A 22,196-nucleotide genomic window follows, 5' to 3' on the forward strand; every position below is an offset into this window, starting at 1 on the left:
TGCCGTTTGCTTCCTTCAGATCCCACCTCACGGTGGACACCCTTGCATAGGCTAACGGTTCTCGCTCGACTGAGCCCGTAGAGGACTTTCACCTCCTAGAACAACGCCATGCTCGGCGCACCAAAAACACCCCGAGGAAGACTCTTCCTCGGGGTGCTCTGCGAATACAGCGTTAGTAGCCGGTGATGAACCCGTCTACCTACTCTCCGTTCGACAGATTATTCTGCTGCTTCACCGTCACGACGCTCAGCCGCTTCTTTGATCAATGGCTGAAGCTCGCCTTTCTGGAACATCTCGATGATGATGTCACAACCGCCGATAAGCTCACCTTCAACCCATAGCTGAGGGAAGGTAGGCCACTGCGCGTAGGCTGGAAGCTCAGCGCGGATATCAGGGTTCTGCAGAATATCGACATAAGCAAACTTTTCACCGCATGCCATCAGCGCTTGTGCCGCCTGAGAAGAAAAACCACAGCTTGGCAGTTTCGGTGAGCCTTTCATGTACAACAGAATTGAGTTTTCAGCGATCTGTTGTTTAATCTTGTCGATGGTTTCCATAGCTTCCTCTTACGACTTTGCTTTATAAGTTGACTATCACAGACATCATTCTACTTGCTCTCGTGCCGGAAAAAAATGCCTAAAAAAAGTAAGGACATTATTTTTCAACTCTTTTTTAGCTTTCAGCTCTTTTAATAAAGAAAAAACTTGCTAAAATGATTTCACTGTCACAATTTAGACCCATACCTCGCGGTATAGTAATCCGGTGACAATAGTCAGTTTCAAATAATAAGTTGGCCCTAGCCGACTGGAAGCAATGTCAAGGGAAACGCCCCTTAACCAAAATGGAGAATCGAGCAATGGCATTCGAACTACCAGCTCTACCTTACGAAAAAAATGCTCTTGAGCCACACATCTCTCAGGAAACTCTTGAGTACCACCACGGCAAGCACCACAACACTTACGTGGTAAAACTAAACGGTCTTATCGAAGGTACTGAGCTAGAAGAAAAATCACTAGAAGAAATCGTTAAGACTTCAACGGGTGGCGTATTCAACAATGCAGCTCAGATCTGGAACCACACTTTCTACTGGCACTGCCTAGCGCCAAACGCAGGTGGCGAGCCAACAGGCGAAGTTGCAGAAGCAATCAACGCAGCATTTGGTTCTTTCGAAGCGTTCAAAGCGAAATTCACTGATTCTGCAATCAACAACTTCGGCTCTTCTTGGACTTGGCTTGTGAAGAAGGCTGACGGCTCTCTAGACATCGTTAACACGTCTAATGCTGGTACTCCGCTGACTGAAGAAGGTGTTACTCCTCTTCTAACTGTTGATCTGTGGGAGCACGCTTACTACATCGATTACCGCAACCTACGTCCAGACTACATGAATGGTTTCTGGGCTCTGGTTAACTGGGACTTCGTTGCGAAGAACCTAGCAGCCTAATCGCGCAAAGATTCCCCCCTCTTTCAACTTGCCATAGAGTTGAAACGAAAAAACGCCTGCAAATGCAGGCGTTTTTATTTGGCTCAAGTAAGCCTTATTAATGCTTTTCAGCCAAGATAATACGCAGGGTGCGGCGTAGTGGCTCTGCAGCCCCCCACAATAGCTGATCACCCACAGTGAACGCATTGAGGTAGTCATCACCCATCGCCAGCTTACGCAAACGGCCAACAGGAATCGACAGCGTCCCTGTTACCTTAGTCGGGCTTAGCTCTTGGACAGTCACATCGCGGTCATTCGGGATCACTTTTACCCAATCGTTATGCGATGCGATAATTTCCTCTACTTCGTCCATAGGCACGGCTTTTTTCAGCTTCAGTGTCAAAGCCTGGCTGTGGCAACGCATTGCACCGATACGCACGCAGGTACCGTCAATAGGAATTGGGTTGTTATCAAGCCCCAAGATCTTGTTGGTTTCCACCGAGCCTTTCCACTCTTCTTTACTTTGGCCATTGTCGCGCTTCACATCAATCCAAGGGATTAACGAACCTGCCAGCGGCGCGCCAAACTCAGAAGCAGGGAAATCATCAGAACGCATGGTCTCGGCGACTTTACGATCGATATCCAAAATAGAAGTGGAAGGATCAGCCAGTTCGCTAGACACCGCATCATTGATCACACCCATCTGGCTGATCAGCTCACGCATGTTCTTTGCACCAGCCCCTGAAGCTGCCTGGTAAGTCTGGGAGGTCATCCACTCCACCAAGCCGGCCTGGTACAGGCCCCCTACAGCCATCAGCATAAGGCTTACCGTACAGTTACCACCGGCAAAAGTACTCACACCGTTATGCAGACCTTGCTGCATCTGGTCAAAGTTCACCGGGTCAAGGGCAATAATTGAATCTTCTTTCATGCGCAAGGTTGATGCCGCATCGATCCAGTAGCCTTTCCAGCCTGCTTGGCGAAGTGCTGGGTACACTTTCTCGGTATAGCTGCCACCCTGACAGGTAACAATCGCGTCCAACTGTTTCAGGCGCTGAATATCAAACGCATCCTGAAGGACACCGGCATCCTTACCAAAATTTGGGGCTGGGATCCCAACTTGGGACGTAGAGAAGAAAACAGGGTCAATCACATTGAAATCACCCTCTTCTACCATACGTTGCATTAGGACTGAGCCCACCATGCCTCGCCAACCCACTAATCCTACTTTCATCATGTGCACAACACTCCCTGATCATTGTTCTATCGGTATAACTATTGGTCTGCTGGTACGACCATCTAAACAAAAACGGCCAATAGTTATAACGACAGGCAGACCCCCATCTATAGTAATTTCAGCAAGGAAACTCAAGCAGAAGTTGCAAAAAAGCTGTAAAAAAAATCACCAAGCTGTAAAGAAAAGCCGCAAATAATATTACATCCTGCACTATCTAACTTTAAATCCCCACACTATTTTTGGTGAAATTTCGGGCTAGAAGACAAACAACCACCGGGTAAATTGCACGCAAATCGCCACTACATGTATAAAAACAAAGCTGAAAGATTAAATTAAATCGAAACGACCACAAGTAATCACCATCACTTTTTTTGATCATTTCGCCACACATTGATAACCTACCACAACCATAAGCAGCGAAGCTTAATTCTAGGATATTACCACTTGTATGGTTATATCATCTATTCATTAATGGAATTTCACACATGGAAACAATACAAACAAACAGTCAAAAAACAAACAAAAAACAAATTAAGCACGCTTAATTAACAATAAATCAAAATGCAAACATCAATTTTTAAAGGGTTTTGATAGCAATTTGTATGAGATCACATCTAGAGACATTTTCTATCGTGACAACAAAAGCTATCCGCTAGAGTAGCAGCAAATCATTGCTAGTCCCCTTTAGCAGGCCGTAATGGTCATCAAAATTATTACAAAGTAATTCCTTGGAACGAGAAATAGGCTCCAAAGGAATATTCACTCTTTACAGGCTCGAACTTACAAGGTTAGAAGTATGAACAAACAGACAGTAAAACTACCGTCGCTGACTCAGGTCTTTATTGCCCTCGGTATTTTTCTTGCGCTGGCTTTCTCTTTTACTGCGAAACTCGATTTACCTATCCAGCTAGCACTTTACATTGGTTGGTTCGTGATCATCGCACTGGGCATAAAACTTGGACATGATTACAAATCGCTAGAAACAGCGGCCACCAAAGGCATTGCTAACGGCCTCGGAGCGGTACTGATCCTGCTGGCTGTCGGCGCTCTTGTTGGTACCTGGATTGCTGGCGGTATTGTACCGACCATCATTTATTACGGGTTGAAAGCGATCCACCCATCCATCTTCCTGCTTGCCACTATGCTGATCTGTTCGATGACGGCACTGGCGACCGGTACCTCTTGGGGCGCAGCGGGCACCGCCGGTATTGCCATGATGGGTATTGGCCAGGGGCTGGGCATTCCTGCACCGATGACTGCCGGTGCCGTGCTCTCAGGTTGTTACTTCGGTGACAAGATGTCGCCGCTGTCAGATTCGGTGATCTTGGCGTCTTCGATGTCCAATGTGGAAATTGTTGAGCACATCAAAGGCATGCTACCTATTGCCCTGATCAGCTACATCATCACCGGCATCCTCTTTACCGCTGTAGGTATCCACTACGCCGGCAATGTCGACATGTCTCAGGTTGAGTCGGTTATCGTCGCTATGGAGCAGCAATTTGTGATCTCGCCGTTCTCTTTCGTGCCGGTGATCATTGTGCTTGCCCTGCTTGCCTTGCGCCTGCCTTCTTTCCCAGTCATTTCACTTGGCTCCCTGCTGGGTATCGTTTGGGCGGTAATGGTTCAGGATATGGATCCGCTAGTAGCCTTCAACACCGCTTGGGCACCATTCTCTATCGACTCGGGTGTTGATTTCATCGATGCAATCCTAAACCGTGGTGGTATGTCATCGATGCTGGGCTCAGTAGCGGTGATCGTATTCGGCCTTGGCTTCGGTGGCCTGCTGGATAAAGTGGGTGTACTACAGACGATTGCCAAACTTTTCGAGAAGCGTGTTAACTCGGCAGGCAGCCTATCGGTATCGACTATTGCTACTGCTTTCCTAGGCAACGTGTTTGGCTCTGCAATGTACGTCTCCCTGATCCTGACGCCGAAAATCTGTGCCAAGAACTACGACCGTTTGGGCTACCAGCGCAAGAACCTATCACGTAATGCCGAGTTCGGCGGCACCCTGACATCAGGTATGGTGCCTTGGAGTGATAATGGTATCTACATGGCGAGCATCTTGGGTGTGGCAACTTTCTCATATGCACCATTCATGTGGCTGAGCTTCGTGTGCATCATCGTCACCATTGTCTCGTCTTACATGGGTTGGTTCGTCGACCGTTGCCCGCCAACAGAAACAGCTGACAACCACGACGATGAAAGCCAGCTGCAAGCGACTCAGGCACAGCAGCAAACAGCTTAACCCTTATTCCCCCGTAATTCCCAGGGCGCCTTTGGGCGCCCTTTTCTTTATCTGCACAATAAAATAGTTGTAAACAAATATTAATGACGCTTATACTAGCAAAGCCTCGCTAATAGGCATATTTATCATTCCCCACCGCCCCAAAAAACACTTTAAAAACACACAAAGCACAACATGGAAATGATTAATTAATATATAAAAAACAATTAATCATGCTTTAAAACATTGCTTGGTGATATTAAATTTTGTGAATGAGATATTAATGTAGATCACGATCACAAATACTACCCATTACCCCAATTGGATTAGCATTCAGTAGCACATATTGACCCCCGTCAATTATTTCCTAACTAAATCAGGGACAATGACCTCGTTTCTGTTTTGAGGACTCTGTAACAGCAGCTTTTGTTGTGAAGAATTGTTACAGATTCCTTATTTTGGCCAATCGGCCTTTTTGATTCCTAAGAGGTTATATATGAGCAATCCAGCAGAAAAAAACCAAAAGGTAACGATAGGTGCATACATTGCCCTTGCGTTCGCTTTTGTGTTCTTTTCAGGTTTACTACAGACCAACGAATGGTACGGTGTATTTGATTTCAACACCCTGAACGGTTCTTTCGGTACCATGGCAAACAATGTCACTATGGCCGCTGATGGCGCTGTAGAAGTGACAAAAACAACAATGCGCGGTACTGGCGGTAGCGGTGCACGTGACGGCTTCCTATTCGCCCTAACCTTGGTGCCAACCGTTATGTTCGCGTTGGGTATGATCAATGTTCTTGAGCACTACGGTGCGCTGGACGCTGCTCGTAAGCTTCTGACACCACTTCTACGCCCGCTAGTCGGCCTACCAGGTGATACCGGTCTAGCTCTGATCGCTTCTCTTCAGAATACTGACTCAGGTGCATCGATGACTCGCCAGCTTCAGGAAGCAGGCCATATCAACCAGCGCGAGACCGATGTGTTCGCTATGTTCCAGTTCTCTGCCGGTGCAACCATCGTTAACTTCTTCTCTTCTGGCGCGGTACTGTTTACCCTGACCTACGCTGACGGCAGCAATGCAGTAACCTCTTCAATCGGCCTGGCGGTTGTCATCATGTTCGTGATGAAAATTGTTGGCGCGAATATCTTCCGCCTATACCTAAAAGCCACTGACAAGAAAACCAACGTTTCTACTGAGAAGGAGACCGCATAATGTCTCAAGCAACTAAAAAACCAATGGTTACTGATATCTTCGTAGAAGGCGCGAAGAAAGGCTGGGCAATCTCTACCAGCTCAACGATTCCAAACGTACTGATGGCTTTCGTGATCATCAAAGTACTTTCGCTAACCGGCGCACTAGACGCGATGGGCGTGCTGTTCTCGCCAATCATGGGTGTCTTCGGCCTACCGGGTGAAGCAGCAGCTGTACTTATCGGTGCTTGGATGTCTATGGGCGGTGCAGTTGGTGTGGTGATCACCCTGTTTGACAGCGGTATCCTTGACGGTAACCACATCGCTATCCTTGCCCCTGCTATCTACCTAATGGGCTCTCAGGTTCAGTACCTTGGCCGTATCCTTGGTGTTATCGGCACAGAAGGCCGCCACATCCCAGTGATGGTTGCGATCTCTGTTCTGAACGCATTCGTCGCTATGTTCGTGATGAACATCCTAGTGTAAATCACTACCTTTAAGGGGGCCTACTGCCCCCTTTTTCCTGTCGCTATTCATACCCCTAAGGGTTTCTCTCAGGAGCTAATATGAGTTTCTCACTGCAAGATTACTTGGAAGAACTACGCCCGCTGATCGATGTTGACTGCGGTACGCTAACCAAAGAAGGCATTGAAGTTATTGCCAACCAGATGGAACAGAAATACGTTGATCTGGGCTGGAACGTTAAGCGCATTGACTGCGGCATTGCTGGTACAGGTCTTGAAGTTCGCAACAAGCCTGAAGCAGAGCAAATTGACGTGATGCTAATCGGCCACATGGATACCGTTTTCCCTGTTGGCACTGTAGCCGCTCGCCCAATGACGTTTGATGACAAGCGTGCCTACGGCCCTGGCGTTTCTGACATGAAATCTGGCCTGTTGAACGTTGTTTACGCCCTGCGTGAAATGGACAAGGAAACCCTGGACAAGCTGTCTATCTGCGTATGCATGAACCCAGATGAAGAAATCGGTTCGCTACACTCAGAAAAATGGCTGAAGAGCGTTGCGGTTAACGCGAAAAATGTATTGGTAGCAGAAGCTGCCCGTGCAGACGGCTCTTTGGTAAAAGCTCGTAAGGGTATGGCTCGCTACCGCCTGACTTTCGCTGGTAAAGCGGCACACGCAGGTAACGAACCACAAAACGGCCGCAGTGCTATCACTGAAATGGCCAACTGGATCCTGGCTATTAACGAGCTGACTAACTTCGAAAGCGGCACGACCCTAAACGTCGGTGTCGTTAAAGGTGGTGCAGGTGCCAACATCGTTCCAGACCACGCTGAAGCTGTGGTTGACGTTCGTTTCTGGGATAACGACGAATACGCTGCTGCCGATGCGAAAATTCGCGCCATGGCTGAAAAGCCGTTCGTCGACGGTGTAACGATCACCATTGACCGCGAAGCGCACAAACCATCTATGGTCCCTTCTGAGAAGACAGAAGCGTTGATGGCTATGGTAGAAGAAGCAGGCCAGGAACTTGGTATCAACATTACTTGGCAGGAAGTCGGCGGCGGTTCAGACGCCAACCTGACTGCTGTTCTGGGCATCCCTACTCTGGACGGCCTTGGTCCTGCTGGTGCCGGCTTCCACAGCGCAGACGAATACCTTGAGCTTGAAACTATCGAGCCTCGTATCCAGCTGCTGAAGAAAGTACTGACTAAAATTGCGGGTTAATTATCGTTAATTCACCGTATTAGACGAAAGGGCGCGACAGCGCCCTTTTTCATTATGAGCAAACACCCTTTACATATCCCTTCGAACGTATTCGGCGCTTTTCATTTGTTTGGTAAGCCTCTATATGTTTCTCCCTCACCCTCGCTAAGTGTGCCTGGGCCAGCTTTTCTTTAATTCTCATAGAGATAGTCATAATTACCACAAATAATCAACCCGCGAGCAATAGGCTACACAAATACAAAACACCGTTCAATAGCACCCTTACAATCCATACATTTCGATACACTCACCATAACCAGTATTTAAAATACATGTCATTTACCAAAAATGATCTCGATCAATGACGTTACTGCTCTTTGCCCTTATCCTCACCCCATAAGTTGCAATATAAATACACCTTTAAAGGAATGCAATAATGTCGAACTTAGCAATGTTCTGTCACCAATGCTCTATGGCCCAGACTGGCGGTTGTGGTAGCACGGGAAAAACCCAAGGTACTTGTGGTAAAGACGAAAACCTTTCCCGCCTACAAGATATTATGATTTTCGGCCTGAAAGGCCTTTCTGCCTATCGTACTCATGCCGATGATCTAGGTGCAGACACCAAATCAGTCGATGATGTGATTGCCGAAACCCTATACTTCACGCTGACTAACGTTAACTTCAGCTTCGATCAGCATATCGCCCAGCTGATGAAAATTGGTGGTGCTGGTAGCGAGATGATGTCTCGTCTCGGTGAAGCCCACCACGGCCGCTTAGGGATCCCTACTCCTGTATGTGTGCCGCAAAACAAAGCTGAAGGTAAAGGTATCCTGGTTACTGGTCACGACCTTGAGCTACTAGAGCGCTTGCTGATTGCCACCGAAGGCAAAGGCATCAATATCTATACCCACTCAGAAATGCTACCTGCCCACGGCTACCCTGAGCTACGCAAGTACAGCCACCTTAAGGGTAATATCGGTAAAGCTTGGTTCGACCAAAAACAACTGTTCCAGAAGTGGAACGGTACTATTATCGTCACCACCAACTGTATTGTACCGCCAACGGGTCGTGCTGATTATGCAGATCGTTTATACAGCTACGGCATTGTGGGCATCGATAATTGCCGCCAGCTTGAAGACGATTTCGCTCCATTGATCGAGCAAACGCTGAGCCTACCTGACATCGAAGGCTTCGACAGCGAAGAAACCCTGATGACTGGCCACAACTACAAGACTATTCTAGGTCTGGCTCCGCAGATCCTTGAAGCGGTTAACGAAGGCAAGATCAAGCAGTTCTTCGTGGTTGCCGGGTGTGACAAGCCAGGCAAGCCGAATGACTACTTCCGCGAGTTGGCCCTGTCGATTCCGGAAGATTGCATCATCCTGACTTCTTCGTGCGGTAAGTTCCGGTTCAACGACCATGACTTCGGTACCGTTCCGGGCACAGAGATCCCACGCTACCTAGACCTTGGCCAGTGTAACGACAGCTACGGCGCAGTGATGATTGCGCTGGCATTGAGCGATGCGATGGGAGTACCTGTTAACGATCTTCCAGTGAATATCGTCCTGTCTTGGATGGAGCAAAAAGCGGTATTGATCCTGCTGGCGCTGTTCAACCTGGGTATCCAAAACATCTACTTGGGCCCTAATCCACCAGAGTTTGTTAACGAAGATATCTTTGCCTTCTTGCAGCAGCAGTTCAACCTGCAGCTAACTGGTGATGCCAAGGACGATTTGGCTCGCATGCTGAACCCTCAGCCACAGCTAGACGTGGTTGAAGTGTAAACGGCAGTCATGCCCTCAGGCCGGCCCTCTGCTACCCACTAGGGGTCGGCCTACCCTTAATTAAAACAATAACACAGCAACGTGTTTGCCTGTGTCGATTACCTGCACCTGTTAAACAGGGCTTGCCCATTGGAGCCAGTCATGTCTACTCATCCTGAAAGCCAATCGCAGTTTGTCACCATGGACGGCAATGAAGCCGCCGCATCAATCGCTTACCGCTGTAATGAAGTGATCGGTATCTACCCTATCACCCCGTCTTCCCCGATGTCGGAAGCCTGCGAGACATGGGAATCCCAGCAAAAGGAAAATATCTGGGGCCAAGTCCCTCGCGTTATTGAAATGCAATCAGAAGGTGGGGCTGCCGGAGCCGTGCACGGTGCCCTGATGGCCGGCGCGATGTCGACCACTTTTACCTCTTCGCAAGGGTTACTGCTTAAAATCCCGAACATGTACAAAATTGCGGGCGAACTCACCCCGTTCGTTATGCACGTTGCCGCCCGTACCCTTGCAACTCATGCCTTATCAATTTTCGGCGATCACTCTGATGTAATGGCAGTGCGCCAAACTGGTTTTGCCATGCTGGCGGCAGGCAGTGTGCAGCAAGCCCATGACTTTGCGCTTATCAGCCAAGCTGCGACATTGGAAAGCCGTGTACCCTTCGTTCACTTCTTCGATGGCTTCCGTACCTCGCATGAAATCAACAAAATCAAAGTGATTGATGACGCGACGTTACATGCCATGATAGACAGCGAGCAGGTCAACGCCTTCCGTGAACGAGGCCTGACTCCAGATGCCCCGAGCATCCGCGGTACCGCACAAAACCCGGATACTTTCTTCCAGGCCCGCGAAGCATCAAACCTGTTCTATCAGGCCTGTTCTGATATCGTCGCCGCGAAAATGACCCAGTTTGCCGAACTAACTGGTCGTGAATATCGCCCGTTTGACTACTACGGCCACCCACAAGCCGATGACGTGATTGTGGTGATGGGCTCAGCCTCTGCTACCGTAAAACAAGCTGTTGACCACCAGCTAGCTCTCGGGCAAAAGGTCGGAGTCATTACCGTTCACTTGTACCGTCCGTTCTCGCTTTCACATTTGGTTGCGGTATTACCGACTTCGGTGGCACGTATCGCAGTACTGGACCGCACCAAAGAGCCGGGTGCCTTGGGCGAGCCACTCTACTTGGATGTCTTGGCCGCCTTGCAGCAGGCTGTTGCCAACCAGCAATTTCCGCACATGCCTTCGATTGTCGGTGGTCGCTATGGCCTGTCCTCCAAAGAATTCACACCATCGCATGCGGCTGGCATTTTCAACGCCATGCTAGAACAGCAAATCAAGCATCCGTTTACGGTGGGCATCATCGATGACATCACCCACTTGTCGCTACCTCAGCCAACCGCTATCGACATCGAGCCTGCGGGACGACTGCGTGCACTGTTTTATGGCTTGGGGGCCGACGGAACCGTCAGTGCCAACAAGAACACCATCAAGATCCTGGGTGAAAATACCCTGTTGCACACCCAGGGGTACTTTGTCTACGACTCGAAAAAATCGGGCGGGATCACCACCTCACACCTGCGCATTGACCCTCATCCCGTCGAAGCCCCTTACTTGATCGAACAGGCGGACTTTATCGCTTGCCACCAGTTCCAGTTCATCAACAAGCTGGAGATGTTTGAAAGAGCCGCACCTAAAGCAAGCCTCCTGCTCAATAGCCCACACGATGCTGACACCGTATGGCAGCACCTGCCACGGGAAGTACAGCAGGTGATCATCGGCCGCCAGTTGAAACTGTATGTGATTGACGCAGTAAAACTTGCCCGTGAGCTTGGGCTGAAAAACCGTATCAACACCATCATGCAGGCGGGCTTTTTTGCCCTGAGCAACCTGATGCCGCTCGATGAGGCGCTTGGTCAGTTGAAGGATGCTATCGAGAAGAGCTACAGCAAGCGCGGCCCGGCAATTGTCGAGGCCAACCACGCTGCGGTTGATGCAGCTGTTGCACACCTGCATGCTGTCGCTATTCCGGATGAAGCCACCAGTATTTTCCGTCGCCCGCCAGTGGTCGGCGAAAACGCACCGGACTTGGTCAAGCGTGTCAGCGCCATGATGATGGCCGACAAAGGTGACCAACTGCCTGTCAGTGCTTTCCCTGTTGATGGCTGCTGGCCGACAGCAACTACCCAGTGGGAAAAGCGTAACATTGCCCAGGAAGTCCCGGTCTGGGAAGAAGATCTGTGTACCCAGTGTAATATCTGTACCTTGGTGTGCCCGCATGCGGCCATCCGAGCCAAGACGGTTGCGCCGGGTGAGTTGGTTGATGCCCCGGAAGGTTTCAAACATACCGATTACAAGCAGCGTGACTTCAAGGGCCAAGCATATACCCTGCAGGTATCTCCAATGGACTGCACCGGCTGTAACCTGTGCACCACGGCCTGTCCTGCCAGTGACAAAGACAACCCGGCGCGTAAGGCCATCAATATGGTGCCGAAGCAACAAGTCATTGAGCAGCAGAGCACAAACTATGATTACTTCCTGCAACTGCCGGAAGTGGAACGCATTGATATCAAGCGCATTGATGCCCGCACCAGCCAGCTCCTGCAGCCATTGTTCGAGTACTCCGGCGCCTGCTCGGGTTGTGGCGAGACATCCTATGTCAAACTGCTCACCCAGCTATTCGGTGACCGCCTGTTGATTGCCAATGCAACGGGCTGTTCGTCAATCTATGGCGGTAACCTGCCGACCACACCCTACGCCGTCAACAGTGATGGCCGGGGTCCGGCTTGGGCCAATTCGCTGTTCGAGGACAATGCCGAGTTCGGCCTGGGCATGCGCTTGGCATTGGACAGCAAGCGCAATAATGCCCTGTCATTGCTCGATAGTGCCCGCGATATTGTCCCCGCAGACTTGCTCGACCAGATCCGCGAGGACGCCTTCGACAGCAGCGAAACCGCCGTTGTCCGCCAACGCGGTAACCTCACCCGTCTGCGGGCGGCATTGCCTTATTCAATGCGCCAGCTTGACGCCTGTGCCGACGACCTAGTCGCGAAAAGCAACTGGATTGTTGGTGGCGACGGCTGGGCGTATGACATCGGCTACGGTGGTTTGGACCATGTCCTTGCCGGCGGCGATAATGTCAACGTACTGGTGATGGATACCCAGGGTTATTCCAATACCGGCGGCCAGCAGTCAAAGGCGACGCCAACCGGAGCCGTGGCAAAATTCGCCACTCAGGGCAAAACCAGCCAAGGCAAAGATTTGGCCCTCAACATGATGATGCACGGCAATGTCTACATCGCCAAGATCGCGCTGGGTGCCAACATGAACCAGACCATCAAAGCCCTGCAGGAAGCAGAAGCCTATCCTGGACCGTCTTTGGTAATCGCGTACTCACCGTGCATCACCCATGGCTTTGACATGGCGGAAGGCGTCGAGCATCAGCAACTATTGGTGGATTCAGGGCTATGGCCGCTATTCCGCTTTGATCCACGCCGGGTTGCCAAAGGCCGTGCCGCGCTGCAGATGGACTCGAAACCAGCCAAGAAAGATATCGAAGAGCTTATTGGCCGTGAAGCACGCTTTACCCAAATCAAGCGCAAAGATCCGCAGCGCTATGAACAGAACCTCAACCGCCTTCGCCAGCAGGTAAACCACAAACAGCAGTTACTCGAACAACTGGCCCAGTGGAAACCGGCTCAAGACAACAACGAATAACCCAGTCCAACGGGTGTGCAACTCAACAAGATCACAAAGCGGCTGGCCAGCGTTTTATTACTCTCAGCAGCCAGCCAGCATTAAATAGTTAGGAGAAACAAATTATGGCTAACATCGGTATTTTCTTCGGCAGCGATACCGGTAACACCGAAAAAGTAGCAGAAAAAATCGCGGCAAAACTGGCATTGGAACCGCAGGATATCGCGGGCACCAGCAGTGACATCTTTGATGATTATGATGTGCTGATCCTCGGCACCCCAACGGCTAACTACGGCGAGATGCAACCCGATTGGGATTACTTTGTCCCAGAGATGGAAGAGGCCGATTTAACCGGGAAGAAGGTGGCATTGTTTGGTCTTGGCGATCAGATTGACTACCCTGATAGTTTCCTCGATGCCATGGGCGAACTAGCGGAAATGGTCGAAGAAGCCGGCGGTGAGCTGATCGGCGAGTGGCCAACGGACGGCTATCAGTTCAATGACTCCCGAGCAGTAAAAGACGGAAAGTTTGTAGGGTTGGCGCTGGACGAAGATCGCCAGCCAGAACTGACTGACGATCGCGTTGCAACGTGGCTATCGACGCTAGGCCTTTAAGCCGTTAGAGATAGAAAAATTGAACAACAAGGGCTGCAATCGCAGCCCTTGTTGTTCGGGATTCGCCTCTAAAGCCAACTTACACAGTCAAGATGTGACAAAAAAGAGAACTACTGCTGTAAGGAAGATGAGGAGTTATCGACTTGTTCACCACGGCGCAGGCAGTCAATCTTGAACTTTAAGGTTTGCAGCGGACGCCGCCATGCCAGTTTCGGCATAGCCCATCGCAACACATGATTAAAGTGCAGACGTTTCGAAGGCTGATAACAATGACTCTTACACTGGATACAGTTAGGCTTTTCATTACCGAGCCGACATTTTTCTACGCGGTGTTCGACATATTTGATTAACCCTTCACACTCAGGGCACATAATGGCACCACGATGCAGCGTTTTGCAGTAAAGGCGAATCATCGCCTTTGCGGTATCCAACTCACGCTGCTGACGAGCTGGACCAGAAGTTAGAACGATCATAGTGGCGCTATTATCCACTGCCGCCACATCATTTATATGATCTCGATCAATTTAGGCAAGCGAACAAACAAATCACTCAGCCATATGACAGTAGACCGAGAGAAAATACTGCTAGCAACGCTCGCCTTTCAGTCTTATGTAGCACGCCACTAGGCGTCTACTTTCGCTTTGGCCAGAAGAACCTCTGCCTGGGCGATTGTTTTATTCAAGATTTGTTCGATATCACGACATTCACCCTCTGAAACGATTTGGTTGTGTTTGAGCTTGGTTTCTGCCTCTTCGCAGCAATCTCGTAAAGGCGCCGCCCCGAGGCTGGCTGCCACCCCTTTTAGCGCATGGACGACATTCAACGCGTGTTCTTGCTGGCCGGGCTCTGATGCTGCTGATACCAATACCTGACCTTTCCCCGCATTGTCCTCAATAAATATCTCGAGCAACATGCACACCGCGTCCTCATCACCATCCATACTTTCAAGCAGAGCAGTGATATCGAGCCAGGGGGAGGCAGGCCGTTCCTTTGCGTCATCATCGGCAGGCGCTGCCGCCATATTAGCAATGACAGCCTCGCTGGGGTCACTATCCAAAGGAATAACACGGGGACTACCTATCAGGGAAGAGGTTTCATTGCGCGATTCTCGCAACCTGAAGCTGGCGCATTCCTCAAGGAATGATTGGATTTCCAGTGCCGCCGGGGTAAAGACCATCTTCAACAATTCACACAACTTTTCCAACTTTTCACTATTAGCCTGAGCTTTTACTTCGCGTTCGATCTGTTCAGCCAATGCGTGGACTTGTTCGGTGCCCAGGCTGGCCGCCACCCCTTTGAGGCTATGAGCGATCATCTGTACCTGATCCAGATCACCGGCTTGAAGCGCCATTACAATCTTATGGCCATCGTTGAAGTGTTCATCGACAAAGACCTCCAGCAGCATCGCCACCATATCGCGTTCACCATCCATGGTCTCGAGCAGGAAATCACTGTCGAAAACCAGCATTGACTCCACTTCAGGCGAAAGACTCAATGGTTCCGCGTCGAGCACTGTGCGAGAGCTTACAGTGTCTTCGTTCGTTGAGCCTGTTGTGGCATCCGTGCCGATATCGGCGTCTTCTCTTGGCTTTACCAGCAAATTGAATCCAAGCCCCAACGCAGCCACCAAAGCCATCACCGAGAACACAATGAGTGAATAGCCCACCACTCCAGACAAGTTAACCCCAAGATACAGACTCGGCAGCGCGGCAACGATAAGTACGGTACCAACAACACTTTTCCTGGAACTATGAGATCTCAAAGGGGAGGTAGAGTTTTTGCCGCAAGCATTTGTCATGGTCACTCCTGTCCATCTTAACGATGGCGATGAAACACACTCAGACCTAGTATTGAAAAAAAAACCAATAGGTACAGAAAGCTATACAAGAACTGTAGGCAATAAAATTAGAGAGGTACAACCAAAATCACAGCTTAGTTGATATGCAGTGCAACTTTACACAAAAAACGGGTAACCGAGAGGCCACCCGTTGTCCAGAGCTCTAGCCGTCGCTATTGAGTCGGCGTAGTAACTGATCTTTCAAGTTTGGTGGTGTCCCTTTCAAAGTCAGGGTATCGGTATCGGCATCGTAGAAAATACGCTCACCAAGTAGCATGCCATCAAAATTAATGGTGACACCACCACCTGAGCCAACAAACTTGGTCAACTTACGCATCGCCGTTCTGTCGGCGGGGAAGCTTTCTTCCAGCTCATAGCCCTGCTGTGAAGTGAACTGATAAAAATCAGTCCCGTCTTCAGACTCGGGAAGCTCAGCAGCCAGCTCTTTGACGGTCACTTCATCACCAGCCTGCAGTTGACTGTTACAGTAATCGTACACCTGCTTGCGGTATTCCTGCTTTTCCTCTTTATCCATACGCGAATCGGCACAGAAATCTTCCACAGCCTGCATCAGAACCTGATTCTGCTCTTTGACATCCAGGCCAACTTCTGCCTGCAGGAAATCAAGGAAAAAGTCAGAAATCTTGCGACCGACACGCCCCTTGATGAAGGTCAGGTAACGGTTAGAATCTGCATCCGTTTCCCACGATGACAGATCGATGCGGGCAACAATATCCATCTTCGAGACATCAAGATAATCGGTCGCACTGATATCAAGTTGCTCGGTCACTTTCATACTGTGACAGGTAGGCAGCAGGCCGATAAACAGGTAATCCGTCGCTAGCGATTGGTACTCGGCAATCACCAGTGTGCCAGTCTCGGCAAACGGGTATTTGGCCAGCTCGGCCTGCAGGCGCTGAGCCGACTGATTAGAAAATGTAAGAAAGTCCAACTCACCACGACGAGTCTGTTTCAGCCAGTGGCCAAATTCGCTATCGTCAGAGAAGTGGCCGAACCCTTTGGCACCTTTGCTGCTGTAAACCCGATGGAGCTCCGAAACCAGATCCTCGGTCGCAGTGTTATTATCAAGGGATTGTTTTCGAAGATGAATTTCCAATTCATCGTTTTCATTCTTGACTATTTGATGAAGAATGACGTTAGAAAGCGTGAGACTCATAATGGAAAAATTTCAGTAAATCTAAAGTGTAGGTTATTATAAGTCGCTTTCCTTAACATTAAACAAGATTAAACAAGACTTCCTATGCCAATTACTTCAAAATACACCAATAAAAAAGTTGAACAAATCATTGAAGATATGTTCGATGTATTAGAGAAGCATGATGCTTCTGCAGAACTCGCGCTGATGATCGTGGGCAACATTGCCACCAACATCATCAATGCCGATGTTCCTGCATCGCAAAGGAAAGCTATTGCAGATAAATTCGCGCAGGCTCTGCAGTCCTCTGTCAAAGAAGACTAATCTTGTTTGCTTGTGCCACAGCTATATAGGACTGGGAAACACTGACATCTATGGTCTCCAGCGGTAACAATTACAAAGACAAAGTCTCTCAGCTTATCAGCTGGGGACACTGGTTCAGTTTTTTCAATATCATCGCCGCCATGCTTTTGGGTACGCGGTATATTGTCCATTCTGAGTGGCCGGCATCCCTGCTTGGCCAACTCTACCTGCTGTTCAGCTGGGTCGGCCACTTCGGCTTTCTGGTCTTCGGTTTCTACATCCTGATCCTGTTCCCGGCCAGCTTCCTGATCCCCTCTCAGCGTCTGATGCGGCTGTTTGCCGTGTTAGTGGCCACCACAGGCCTAACCGCATTGCTGCTTGATACCCATGCGTATGAAACGCTGGATCTTCACCTGAGCCCCCTGGTGTGGGATTTACTGCTCAGCGGTGAGCGCACTGAACTCAATGCCCGCTGGCAATACCTGTTTATTACCGTCCCGGTCATCTTCCTGCTCCAGCTGGTGCTGTCTGAATGGCTGTGGCGCAAATTGAGAAAGCTTACCCGCAAACATGTCGGGGTTCCAATCGCAACAGTCTTTGGGATCTGCTTTATCAGCAGCCACCTCATGTACATCTGGGCTGATGCCAATTTGTACCGCCCGATCACCGTACAGCGTTCAAATTTTCCACTGTCCTACCCAATGACAGCCAAAAGCTTCATGGAAAAGCATGGTTTGCTGGACCGTGAAGAATATACCGAGCGTCTCAATGCCCAGGGGATCGAAACCAGCGAACAGCTGCGCTATCCGCTGGAGAAAATGGCATTTGATGATCCAGGAACAGGCAAAAATCTGCTGATCGTAATGATTGATGGGTTACGTAGCGATATGGTTGAGGCCGAAACCATGCCTTACCTGTCAGCCTTCGCCAGCCAAAATATCGATTTCGAAAACCACTACAGCAGCAGCAACGACAATACTGCCGGGATCTTTGGCCTTTTCTACGGCTTGCCGAGCAGCTATATCAACAGCGCCCGCTCAAGCAACGCCAGACCGCTTCTTGTCAGTACGCTTGAACAACGTGGCTACCATTTTGGTTTGTTCGGTGGCGATAACCTTCGTCAGGATCCGATATACTCCGACGCGATTTTCAATGGTCTCCCGGTCGAGGAAATGACCACGACAGATCAAGATGCCGAAGTCGTGGATAGCTGGGCGTCATGGCTTAAAGCCCAGAACAGTGAAAAACCTTGGTTCAGCTACATTGAACTTACGTCAGTACAGAACTTTGAAGAAGGTGGGGATTACTCTCCAAAATTTGAGCCATCACTGGGTTCAAGCAACATCTCAGGCCAGAACACTAACCTGATATTGAAAAATAGCTACCGTAATGCAGCTTACTTTATTGACGAGCAGTTGATCCGTATCTTCGACCAGCTGGTTAACCGACAGCTCATGGATGACACCATTGTCATTATTACGGCGAACCACGGTACTGAATTCAACGAAACCGGAAGTAACAGCTGGGGTGCAAACAGCAACTACAGCCAATATCAATTGAAAGTGCCAATGGTTATCCATTGGCCGGGCAGCGTTTCCTCAGTGAGCGACAGGCTCACCAGCCACCTTGATGTTGCCCCAACATTGATGGAGTCACTGTTTAACACCACAACCCCCTCATCTTCCTACAGCAGTGGCAACAGTTTGTTCAGCCCCTCGGCCAAGCGCCGCTGGATTTTGGCGGGTAATGAAAAAGACATTGTGATGATCCAGCCACAATCGACCACTGTTATTGATAAATACGGTAACTATCTGGTTTATGACCAAGACTATAAACGGATGGATTCTGCCAAACCAAAGCTGTCAACCCTGATGCAGGCTATGCACGAGATGAAACGGTTTTACAGAGCAGAGCAATAAAACAGAACATTTAAAATAAAAGGGCAGCCCATGGCTGCCCTTCCTATTTCCTTGACGCTATTGCCTGCTAACTACAGGTAATCGGTATTATCGGCATAGCATTGCTCATACCCATCCTGCCAACCGTAAGCATATTTATGGTCGGCCTCCATTCTTTCGGGATCTTGACGAAAACCATCCAGATGCGTTGCCGGTTCGTTCTTGCGGCTGAAACACCCGTCTTGGTATCCATCTAAGTAAGGTCGGGTAAATCCGAGTTCAGCCAGCGTGTCGTGACGCGAATCTGCACACCCCGCCAGAAGGAGCAGAGCAAGGGGGAGCCCCATCAATGTTGGTGAAAGAGTCATAAATATCCATATATGAAAGTAAACACCTAAAACTTAGCGGAGAACAGTACTTCAGCCTGTCTTAGTTTCGATACTTCCGCTATCTTTATACCTACCTGATTAATATTCTCTATTTTTCAGCCTCTTATTGAGTGTGATATTTCCCCAAAGAGCAGCGGGTTAAGGATAAAAAATGAATAAAACCGTCTTAATTACTGGCGCAAACCGTGGCGTGGGACTGGCGTTGACCGTGGCTTACCTTGAAGCCGGCTGGCGGGTCTATGCGACCTGCCGCGATATTGCCCGTGCAAATGAGCTGACCCAAAGGCAAAGCTTGTTTCCCAACCTGACCATCGTCGAGCTAGATGTCACCAACCACGATGCCATCTTGCATCTCGCCCAATCGATGGCGTCCATCAGTCTAGACTTGCTTATCAATAACGCAGGCTACTACGGCCCTAAAGGGTATGGTTTTGGTAACACTGATGCCGAAGAATGGCGAAAAGTATTGGAAATCAATACTATTGCGCCGCTGAAGCTGGCAGAGGCCTTCTACCCTCAGCTCAAAGAAGGAACGCCCGGTATGATTGCCTGCGTTTCCTCCAAAGTAGGCAGCATGGCCGAAAATACCAGTGGCGGCGGCTATATCTACCGCTCTTCCAAGGCAGCTCTCAACTCCGTGGTCAAGAGCCTATCGAACGATCTCCAGGCCGAGGGGATTATCACTATCGCCCTTCACCCTGGCTGGGTGCAGACAGAGATGGGCGGACCGAATGCGCTAATCGATAGTCAAACCTCAGCCGTTGGCCTGAAAAAAGTCATCGATAACCTCACTCCGGCCGACTCCGGCTTGTTCATGGACTACCAGGGTAATTACCTGCCTTGGTAACGGCCAAAGCCGCGATGAAAACGAACACTTTATCGCGGCTTCCCCCAGAGTTTTCACCCGAAAAACCACTGATTGATAAGTCAGCCAGTTGCAGCCACACGTATGATGCGTCGCAGAAAGGCTTTCTCGCCAGGAGAAATAAGCCAATTTGCAGTATCCATTTATCTATACAGGTAAAAAAAACGTAACAATAGATTGTGCACCAAGAATCATGATCCAAGTGTGCCGTATCCGTATTGAGTGCATAGTCATTTAGGGTGGAAGGTAAATTGATCCAATATCATAAAGTCCGGCAATTTTACGATCGTCTACTTGCCCAAAGCGGAAAATCCCATAATCTTCAAACAACATGCGAGCAGATCTGCAACAACCTCGCTCTCCGTTTTTCAGTCACCCGTGCGGTTATTGCTCTGGCCTATGGCAATCAGTGGAAAATTATCCTGAACATGGATGAGCAAGGTACCCAGTATCATTATCCGCCTATTCCGTATCTGGAGATCCCCTCGCTACCGGCAGAATTGATCAACTTGGCCATTACGCAACAGTGGCCGGTATTCCATCCTCACAACGCGGGACAGTGGCTGCTGCTTCCCTTAGAGCGGCAATCGGAAAACATTGGCTGCATGCTTATCGACTTCCCCGAAAGTGCTGACAACCAGCACCTTCAGAGCCACGATTTTCACTTTCTCGCGGCATTACTGGCTGCCGAGTTGAATGCCTCGATGTTCGATAGTATTTTCCTGAGTAAATTCAGCAAAGAACGTGTTGCGGAACGAGAGATGAAAATCCGCCAAAACGAACAGCATACCCTGCAAAGACAACTGCAGGCCCTGCATGACATTTCCTTCAAGCTTTGGCGTGCCGACTCAATCGATAGCATGCTGTTCACCGCCGTTGACGAAGCCAAGCAGCGGCTCAATATCGACAGAATGGCCATTTTTTTATTCCAGGCCAGTAACCGAATGAAGGGAACTTACGGCACCGATCTGCAAGGGAATACCGTCAACGAAAGTAACTTCGAATCAGATATCCCTGATATGTGGTTTACCCCCCATGCACTCGGGCAGAAAGAATATCTCGTCGTCGAACAAAACACCCCGCTCTATCATGACCTCAAACAAGTCGGCTTCGGCTGGAGCGCCTACATTTCCCTATGGGATGAAGATACCCTTATTGGCTGGATCGCTTGTGACAACCTGCTAAGAGGCCTGCCACTCCCGGATCACTTTCATCAGCTCCTCAAACAATTCGGCTTCATTGTCTCGCAGCACTTGGTCAGGCGCCAAGCAGAGGAAAAACTGAGGAAGCTCAACGGCGAGCTGGAACAGAGGATTGCCGAGCGAACCCACGCTCTGCAACGAGCCAACACCAAACTTCAGAAGGTATCGCGTGAAGATCCGCTGACCGAGGTAGCAAACCGCCGGGTTTTCGATGAACGCTTTATTGATGAATGGCGACGGGCCGACCGGCACCAGCTTCCGCTATCGATATTAATCATAGACATTGACTACTTCAAAGAGTACAACGACAGCTTCGGCCACGCCGCCGGTGACGAATGCCTCAAAACCATTGCCCAAACCCTGGCGCAGGTTGAGCGGCGAGCCGGAGCCTTGTTTGCCCGTTACGGCGGAGAGGAGTTCGTCCTGCTGCTACCGGGTCAAGATAACCGTGCTACCCACTACGCGGCTGACAAAGCCCTGAACGCCATTCGCCGGCTACGCCTTGCTCGGGACCCGCATCCAGAGCAGACTACGGAGTTTGTCACTATCAGTATTGGCGGTGCCACCATCACGCCTTCAACACGCTACACCCCTGACGCTTTCTTCAAAATGGCCGATTCTGCCCTCTACGAGGCAAAAAGCGGAGGCCGTAACCAGCGGCTAATTGTAGACATTCTAAGCTAGCGGCAATGTCGTGTACTTGCTGAT

At 49.7% G+C, this 22,196-nt stretch carries 18 protein-coding genes; 12 read left to right on the top strand and 6 right to left on the bottom strand.

From position 1 onward, the window contains the following. Window positions 1-218: 218 nt before the first annotated feature. A complete protein-coding gene (locus C9J03_RS14040; RefSeq protein ID WP_039456904.1) occupies window positions 219-557 on the bottom strand; it encodes a Grx4 family monothiol glutaredoxin in 339 nt (112 codons plus the stop codon). 299 nt (window positions 558-856) lie between these two features. Between C9J03_RS14040 and sodB the strand changes: the two genes are divergently transcribed. Continuing rightward, window positions 857-1,441, top strand: a complete 585-nt coding sequence (gene sodB, locus C9J03_RS14045) for a superoxide dismutase [Fe] (protein ID WP_039456908.1) — start codon at window positions 857-859, stop codon at window positions 1,439-1,441. Window positions 1,442-1,538: 97 nt separating this feature from the next. Here the strand turns inward: sodB and asd are convergent, their stop codons facing one another. Beyond that, window positions 1,539-2,657 (bottom strand): aspartate-semialdehyde dehydrogenase, encoded by a 1,119-nt coding sequence (gene asd / locus C9J03_RS14050; RefSeq protein ID WP_044622890.1) that lies wholly within the window; start codon window positions 2,655-2,657, stop codon window positions 1,539-1,541. Between the two features lie 796 nt (window positions 2,658-3,453). On the opposite strand from asd, the gene nhaC reads away from it, so the two are divergent. The 7 genes from nhaC (at window position 3,454) to fldA (ending at window position 13,838) form a co-directional block, all read left to right on the top strand. Further along, the gene (gene nhaC / locus C9J03_RS14055) at window positions 3,454-4,905 is read left to right on the top strand and encodes a Na+/H+ antiporter NhaC (RefSeq protein ID WP_044622889.1); all 1,452 of its coding nucleotides are present in this window, start codon (window positions 3,454-3,456) and stop codon (window positions 4,903-4,905) included. A gap of 475 nt (window positions 4,906-5,380) precedes the next feature. After that, window positions 5,381-6,100: a nucleoside recognition domain-containing protein gene (locus C9J03_RS14060; protein ID WP_039469356.1), complete on the top strand. Its 720-nt coding sequence runs from the start codon at window positions 5,381-5,383 to the stop codon at window positions 6,098-6,100. Then, on the top strand, window positions 6,100-6,564 hold the full coding sequence (locus C9J03_RS14065; RefSeq protein WP_044622888.1) for a YjiG family protein: 465 nt from the start codon (window positions 6,100-6,102) through the stop codon (window positions 6,562-6,564). Before C9J03_RS14060 ends, C9J03_RS14065 begins: the two co-directional genes overlap by 1 nt. Window positions 6,565-6,644: 80 nt before the next feature. Then, the gene (locus C9J03_RS14070; RefSeq protein ID WP_044622887.1) at window positions 6,645-7,766 is read left to right on the top strand and encodes a M20 family metallopeptidase; all 1,122 of its coding nucleotides are present in this window, start codon (window positions 6,645-6,647) and stop codon (window positions 7,764-7,766) included. A 415-nt stretch (window positions 7,767-8,181) separates the two neighbouring features. Further along, a complete protein-coding gene (gene hcp, locus C9J03_RS14075; protein ID WP_044622886.1) occupies window positions 8,182-9,531 on the top strand; it encodes a hydroxylamine reductase in 1,350 nt (449 codons plus the stop codon). A gap of 141 nt (window positions 9,532-9,672) precedes the next feature. Continuing rightward, window positions 9,673-13,245, top strand: coding sequence for a pyruvate:ferredoxin (flavodoxin) oxidoreductase (gene nifJ / locus C9J03_RS14080; protein WP_044622885.1), 3,573 nt, complete (start codon window positions 9,673-9,675; stop codon window positions 13,243-13,245). A gap of 104 nt (window positions 13,246-13,349) precedes the next feature. Beyond that, a complete protein-coding gene (gene fldA / locus C9J03_RS14085) occupies window positions 13,350-13,838 on the top strand; it encodes a flavodoxin FldA (RefSeq protein WP_044622884.1) in 489 nt (162 codons plus the stop codon). Between the two features lie 110 nt (window positions 13,839-13,948). Here fldA and C9J03_RS14090 read toward each other — a convergent pair whose 3' ends face one another. The 3 genes from C9J03_RS14090 to yejK form a co-directional block, all read right to left on the bottom strand. Beyond that, window positions 13,949-14,311 carry a nitrous oxide-stimulated promoter family protein gene (locus C9J03_RS14090; protein ID WP_044622883.1) on the bottom strand — a complete coding sequence of 121 codons (363 nt, stop codon included), beginning with the start codon at window positions 14,309-14,311 and terminating at the stop codon, window positions 13,949-13,951. A gap of 149 nt (window positions 14,312-14,460) precedes the next feature. Continuing rightward, the gene (locus C9J03_RS14095) at window positions 14,461-15,636 is read right to left on the bottom strand and encodes an Hpt domain-containing protein (protein WP_044622882.1); all 1,176 of its coding nucleotides are present in this window, start codon (window positions 15,634-15,636) and stop codon (window positions 14,461-14,463) included. A gap of 202 nt (window positions 15,637-15,838) precedes the next feature. Then, window positions 15,839-16,852, bottom strand: a complete 1,014-nt coding sequence (gene yejK, locus C9J03_RS14100) for a nucleoid-associated protein YejK (RefSeq protein ID WP_044622881.1) — start codon at window positions 16,850-16,852, stop codon at window positions 15,839-15,841. Window positions 16,853-16,936: 84 nt separating this feature from the next. Between yejK and C9J03_RS14105 the strand changes: the two genes are divergently transcribed. Both C9J03_RS14105 and C9J03_RS14110 read left to right on the top strand, forming a co-directional pair. Continuing rightward, entirely contained in the window at window positions 16,937-17,155 is a 219-nt protein-coding gene (locus C9J03_RS14105; protein WP_039459229.1) for a YejL family protein, read from the top strand. Between the two features lie 50 nt (window positions 17,156-17,205). After that, the gene (locus C9J03_RS14110) at window positions 17,206-19,053 is read left to right on the top strand and encodes a DUF3413 domain-containing protein (protein ID WP_044622880.1); all 1,848 of its coding nucleotides are present in this window, start codon (window positions 17,206-17,208) and stop codon (window positions 19,051-19,053) included. 71 nt (window positions 19,054-19,124) lie between these two features. Here the strand turns inward: C9J03_RS14110 and C9J03_RS14115 are convergent, their stop codons facing one another. After that, a complete protein-coding gene (locus C9J03_RS14115; RefSeq protein ID WP_044622879.1) occupies window positions 19,125-19,400 on the bottom strand; it encodes a hypothetical protein in 276 nt (91 codons plus the stop codon). 172 nt (window positions 19,401-19,572) lie between these two features. Between C9J03_RS14115 and C9J03_RS14120 the strand changes: the two genes are divergently transcribed. Next, on the top strand, window positions 19,573-20,268 hold the full coding sequence (locus C9J03_RS14120) for an SDR family oxidoreductase (protein ID WP_044622878.1): 696 nt from the start codon (window positions 19,573-19,575) through the stop codon (window positions 20,266-20,268). A 269-nt stretch (window positions 20,269-20,537) separates the two neighbouring features. After that, the gene (locus C9J03_RS14125; protein ID WP_044622877.1) at window positions 20,538-22,172 is read left to right on the top strand and encodes a GGDEF domain-containing protein; all 1,635 of its coding nucleotides are present in this window, start codon (window positions 20,538-20,540) and stop codon (window positions 22,170-22,172) included. Window positions 22,173-22,196 lie beyond the last annotated feature (24 nt).

The sequence above is a fragment of the Photobacterium gaetbulicola genome, assembly GCF_003025515.1.
GTDB lineage: Bacteria > Pseudomonadota > Gammaproteobacteria > Enterobacterales > Vibrionaceae > Photobacterium > Photobacterium gaetbulicola.

Coding starts and splice junctions, on each gene's coding strand:
- C9J03_RS14110 (WP_044622880.1), top strand. CDS start 17,206: ATGGTCTCCAGCGGTAACAATTACAAAGACAAAGTCTCTCAGCTTATC.
- asd (WP_044622890.1), bottom strand. CDS start 2,657: ATGATGAAAGTAGGATTAGTGGGTTGGCGAGGCATGGTGGGCTCAGTC.
- C9J03_RS14060 (WP_039469356.1), top strand. CDS start 5,381: ATGAGCAATCCAGCAGAAAAAAACCAAAAGGTAACGATAGGTGCATAC.
- yejK (WP_044622881.1), bottom strand. CDS start 16,852: ATGAGTCTCACGCTTTCTAACGTCATTCTTCATCAAATAGTCAAGAAT.
- C9J03_RS14115 (WP_044622879.1), bottom strand. CDS start 19,400: ATGACTCTTTCACCAACATTGATGGGGCTCCCCCTTGCTCTGCTCCTT.
- C9J03_RS14040 (WP_039456904.1), bottom strand. CDS start 557: ATGGAAACCATCGACAAGATTAAACAACAGATCGCTGAAAACTCAATT.
- C9J03_RS14095 (WP_044622882.1), bottom strand. CDS start 15,636: ATGACAAATGCTTGCGGCAAAAACTCTACCTCCCCTTTGAGATCTCAT.
- C9J03_RS14105 (WP_039459229.1), top strand. CDS start 16,937: ATGCCAATTACTTCAAAATACACCAATAAAAAAGTTGAACAAATCATT.
- nhaC (WP_044622889.1), top strand. CDS start 3,454: ATGAACAAACAGACAGTAAAACTACCGTCGCTGACTCAGGTCTTTATT.
- C9J03_RS14070 (WP_044622887.1), top strand. CDS start 6,645: ATGAGTTTCTCACTGCAAGATTACTTGGAAGAACTACGCCCGCTGATC.
- hcp (WP_044622886.1), top strand. CDS start 8,182: ATGTCGAACTTAGCAATGTTCTGTCACCAATGCTCTATGGCCCAGACT.
- C9J03_RS14090 (WP_044622883.1), bottom strand. CDS start 14,311: ATGATCGTTCTAACTTCTGGTCCAGCTCGTCAGCAGCGTGAGTTGGAT.
- sodB (WP_039456908.1), top strand. CDS start 857: ATGGCATTCGAACTACCAGCTCTACCTTACGAAAAAAATGCTCTTGAG.
- fldA (WP_044622884.1), top strand. CDS start 13,350: ATGGCTAACATCGGTATTTTCTTCGGCAGCGATACCGGTAACACCGAA.
- nifJ (WP_044622885.1), top strand. CDS start 9,673: ATGTCTACTCATCCTGAAAGCCAATCGCAGTTTGTCACCATGGACGGC.
- C9J03_RS14065 (WP_044622888.1), top strand. CDS start 6,100: ATGTCTCAAGCAACTAAAAAACCAATGGTTACTGATATCTTCGTAGAA.
- C9J03_RS14120 (WP_044622878.1), top strand. CDS start 19,573: ATGAATAAAACCGTCTTAATTACTGGCGCAAACCGTGGCGTGGGACTG.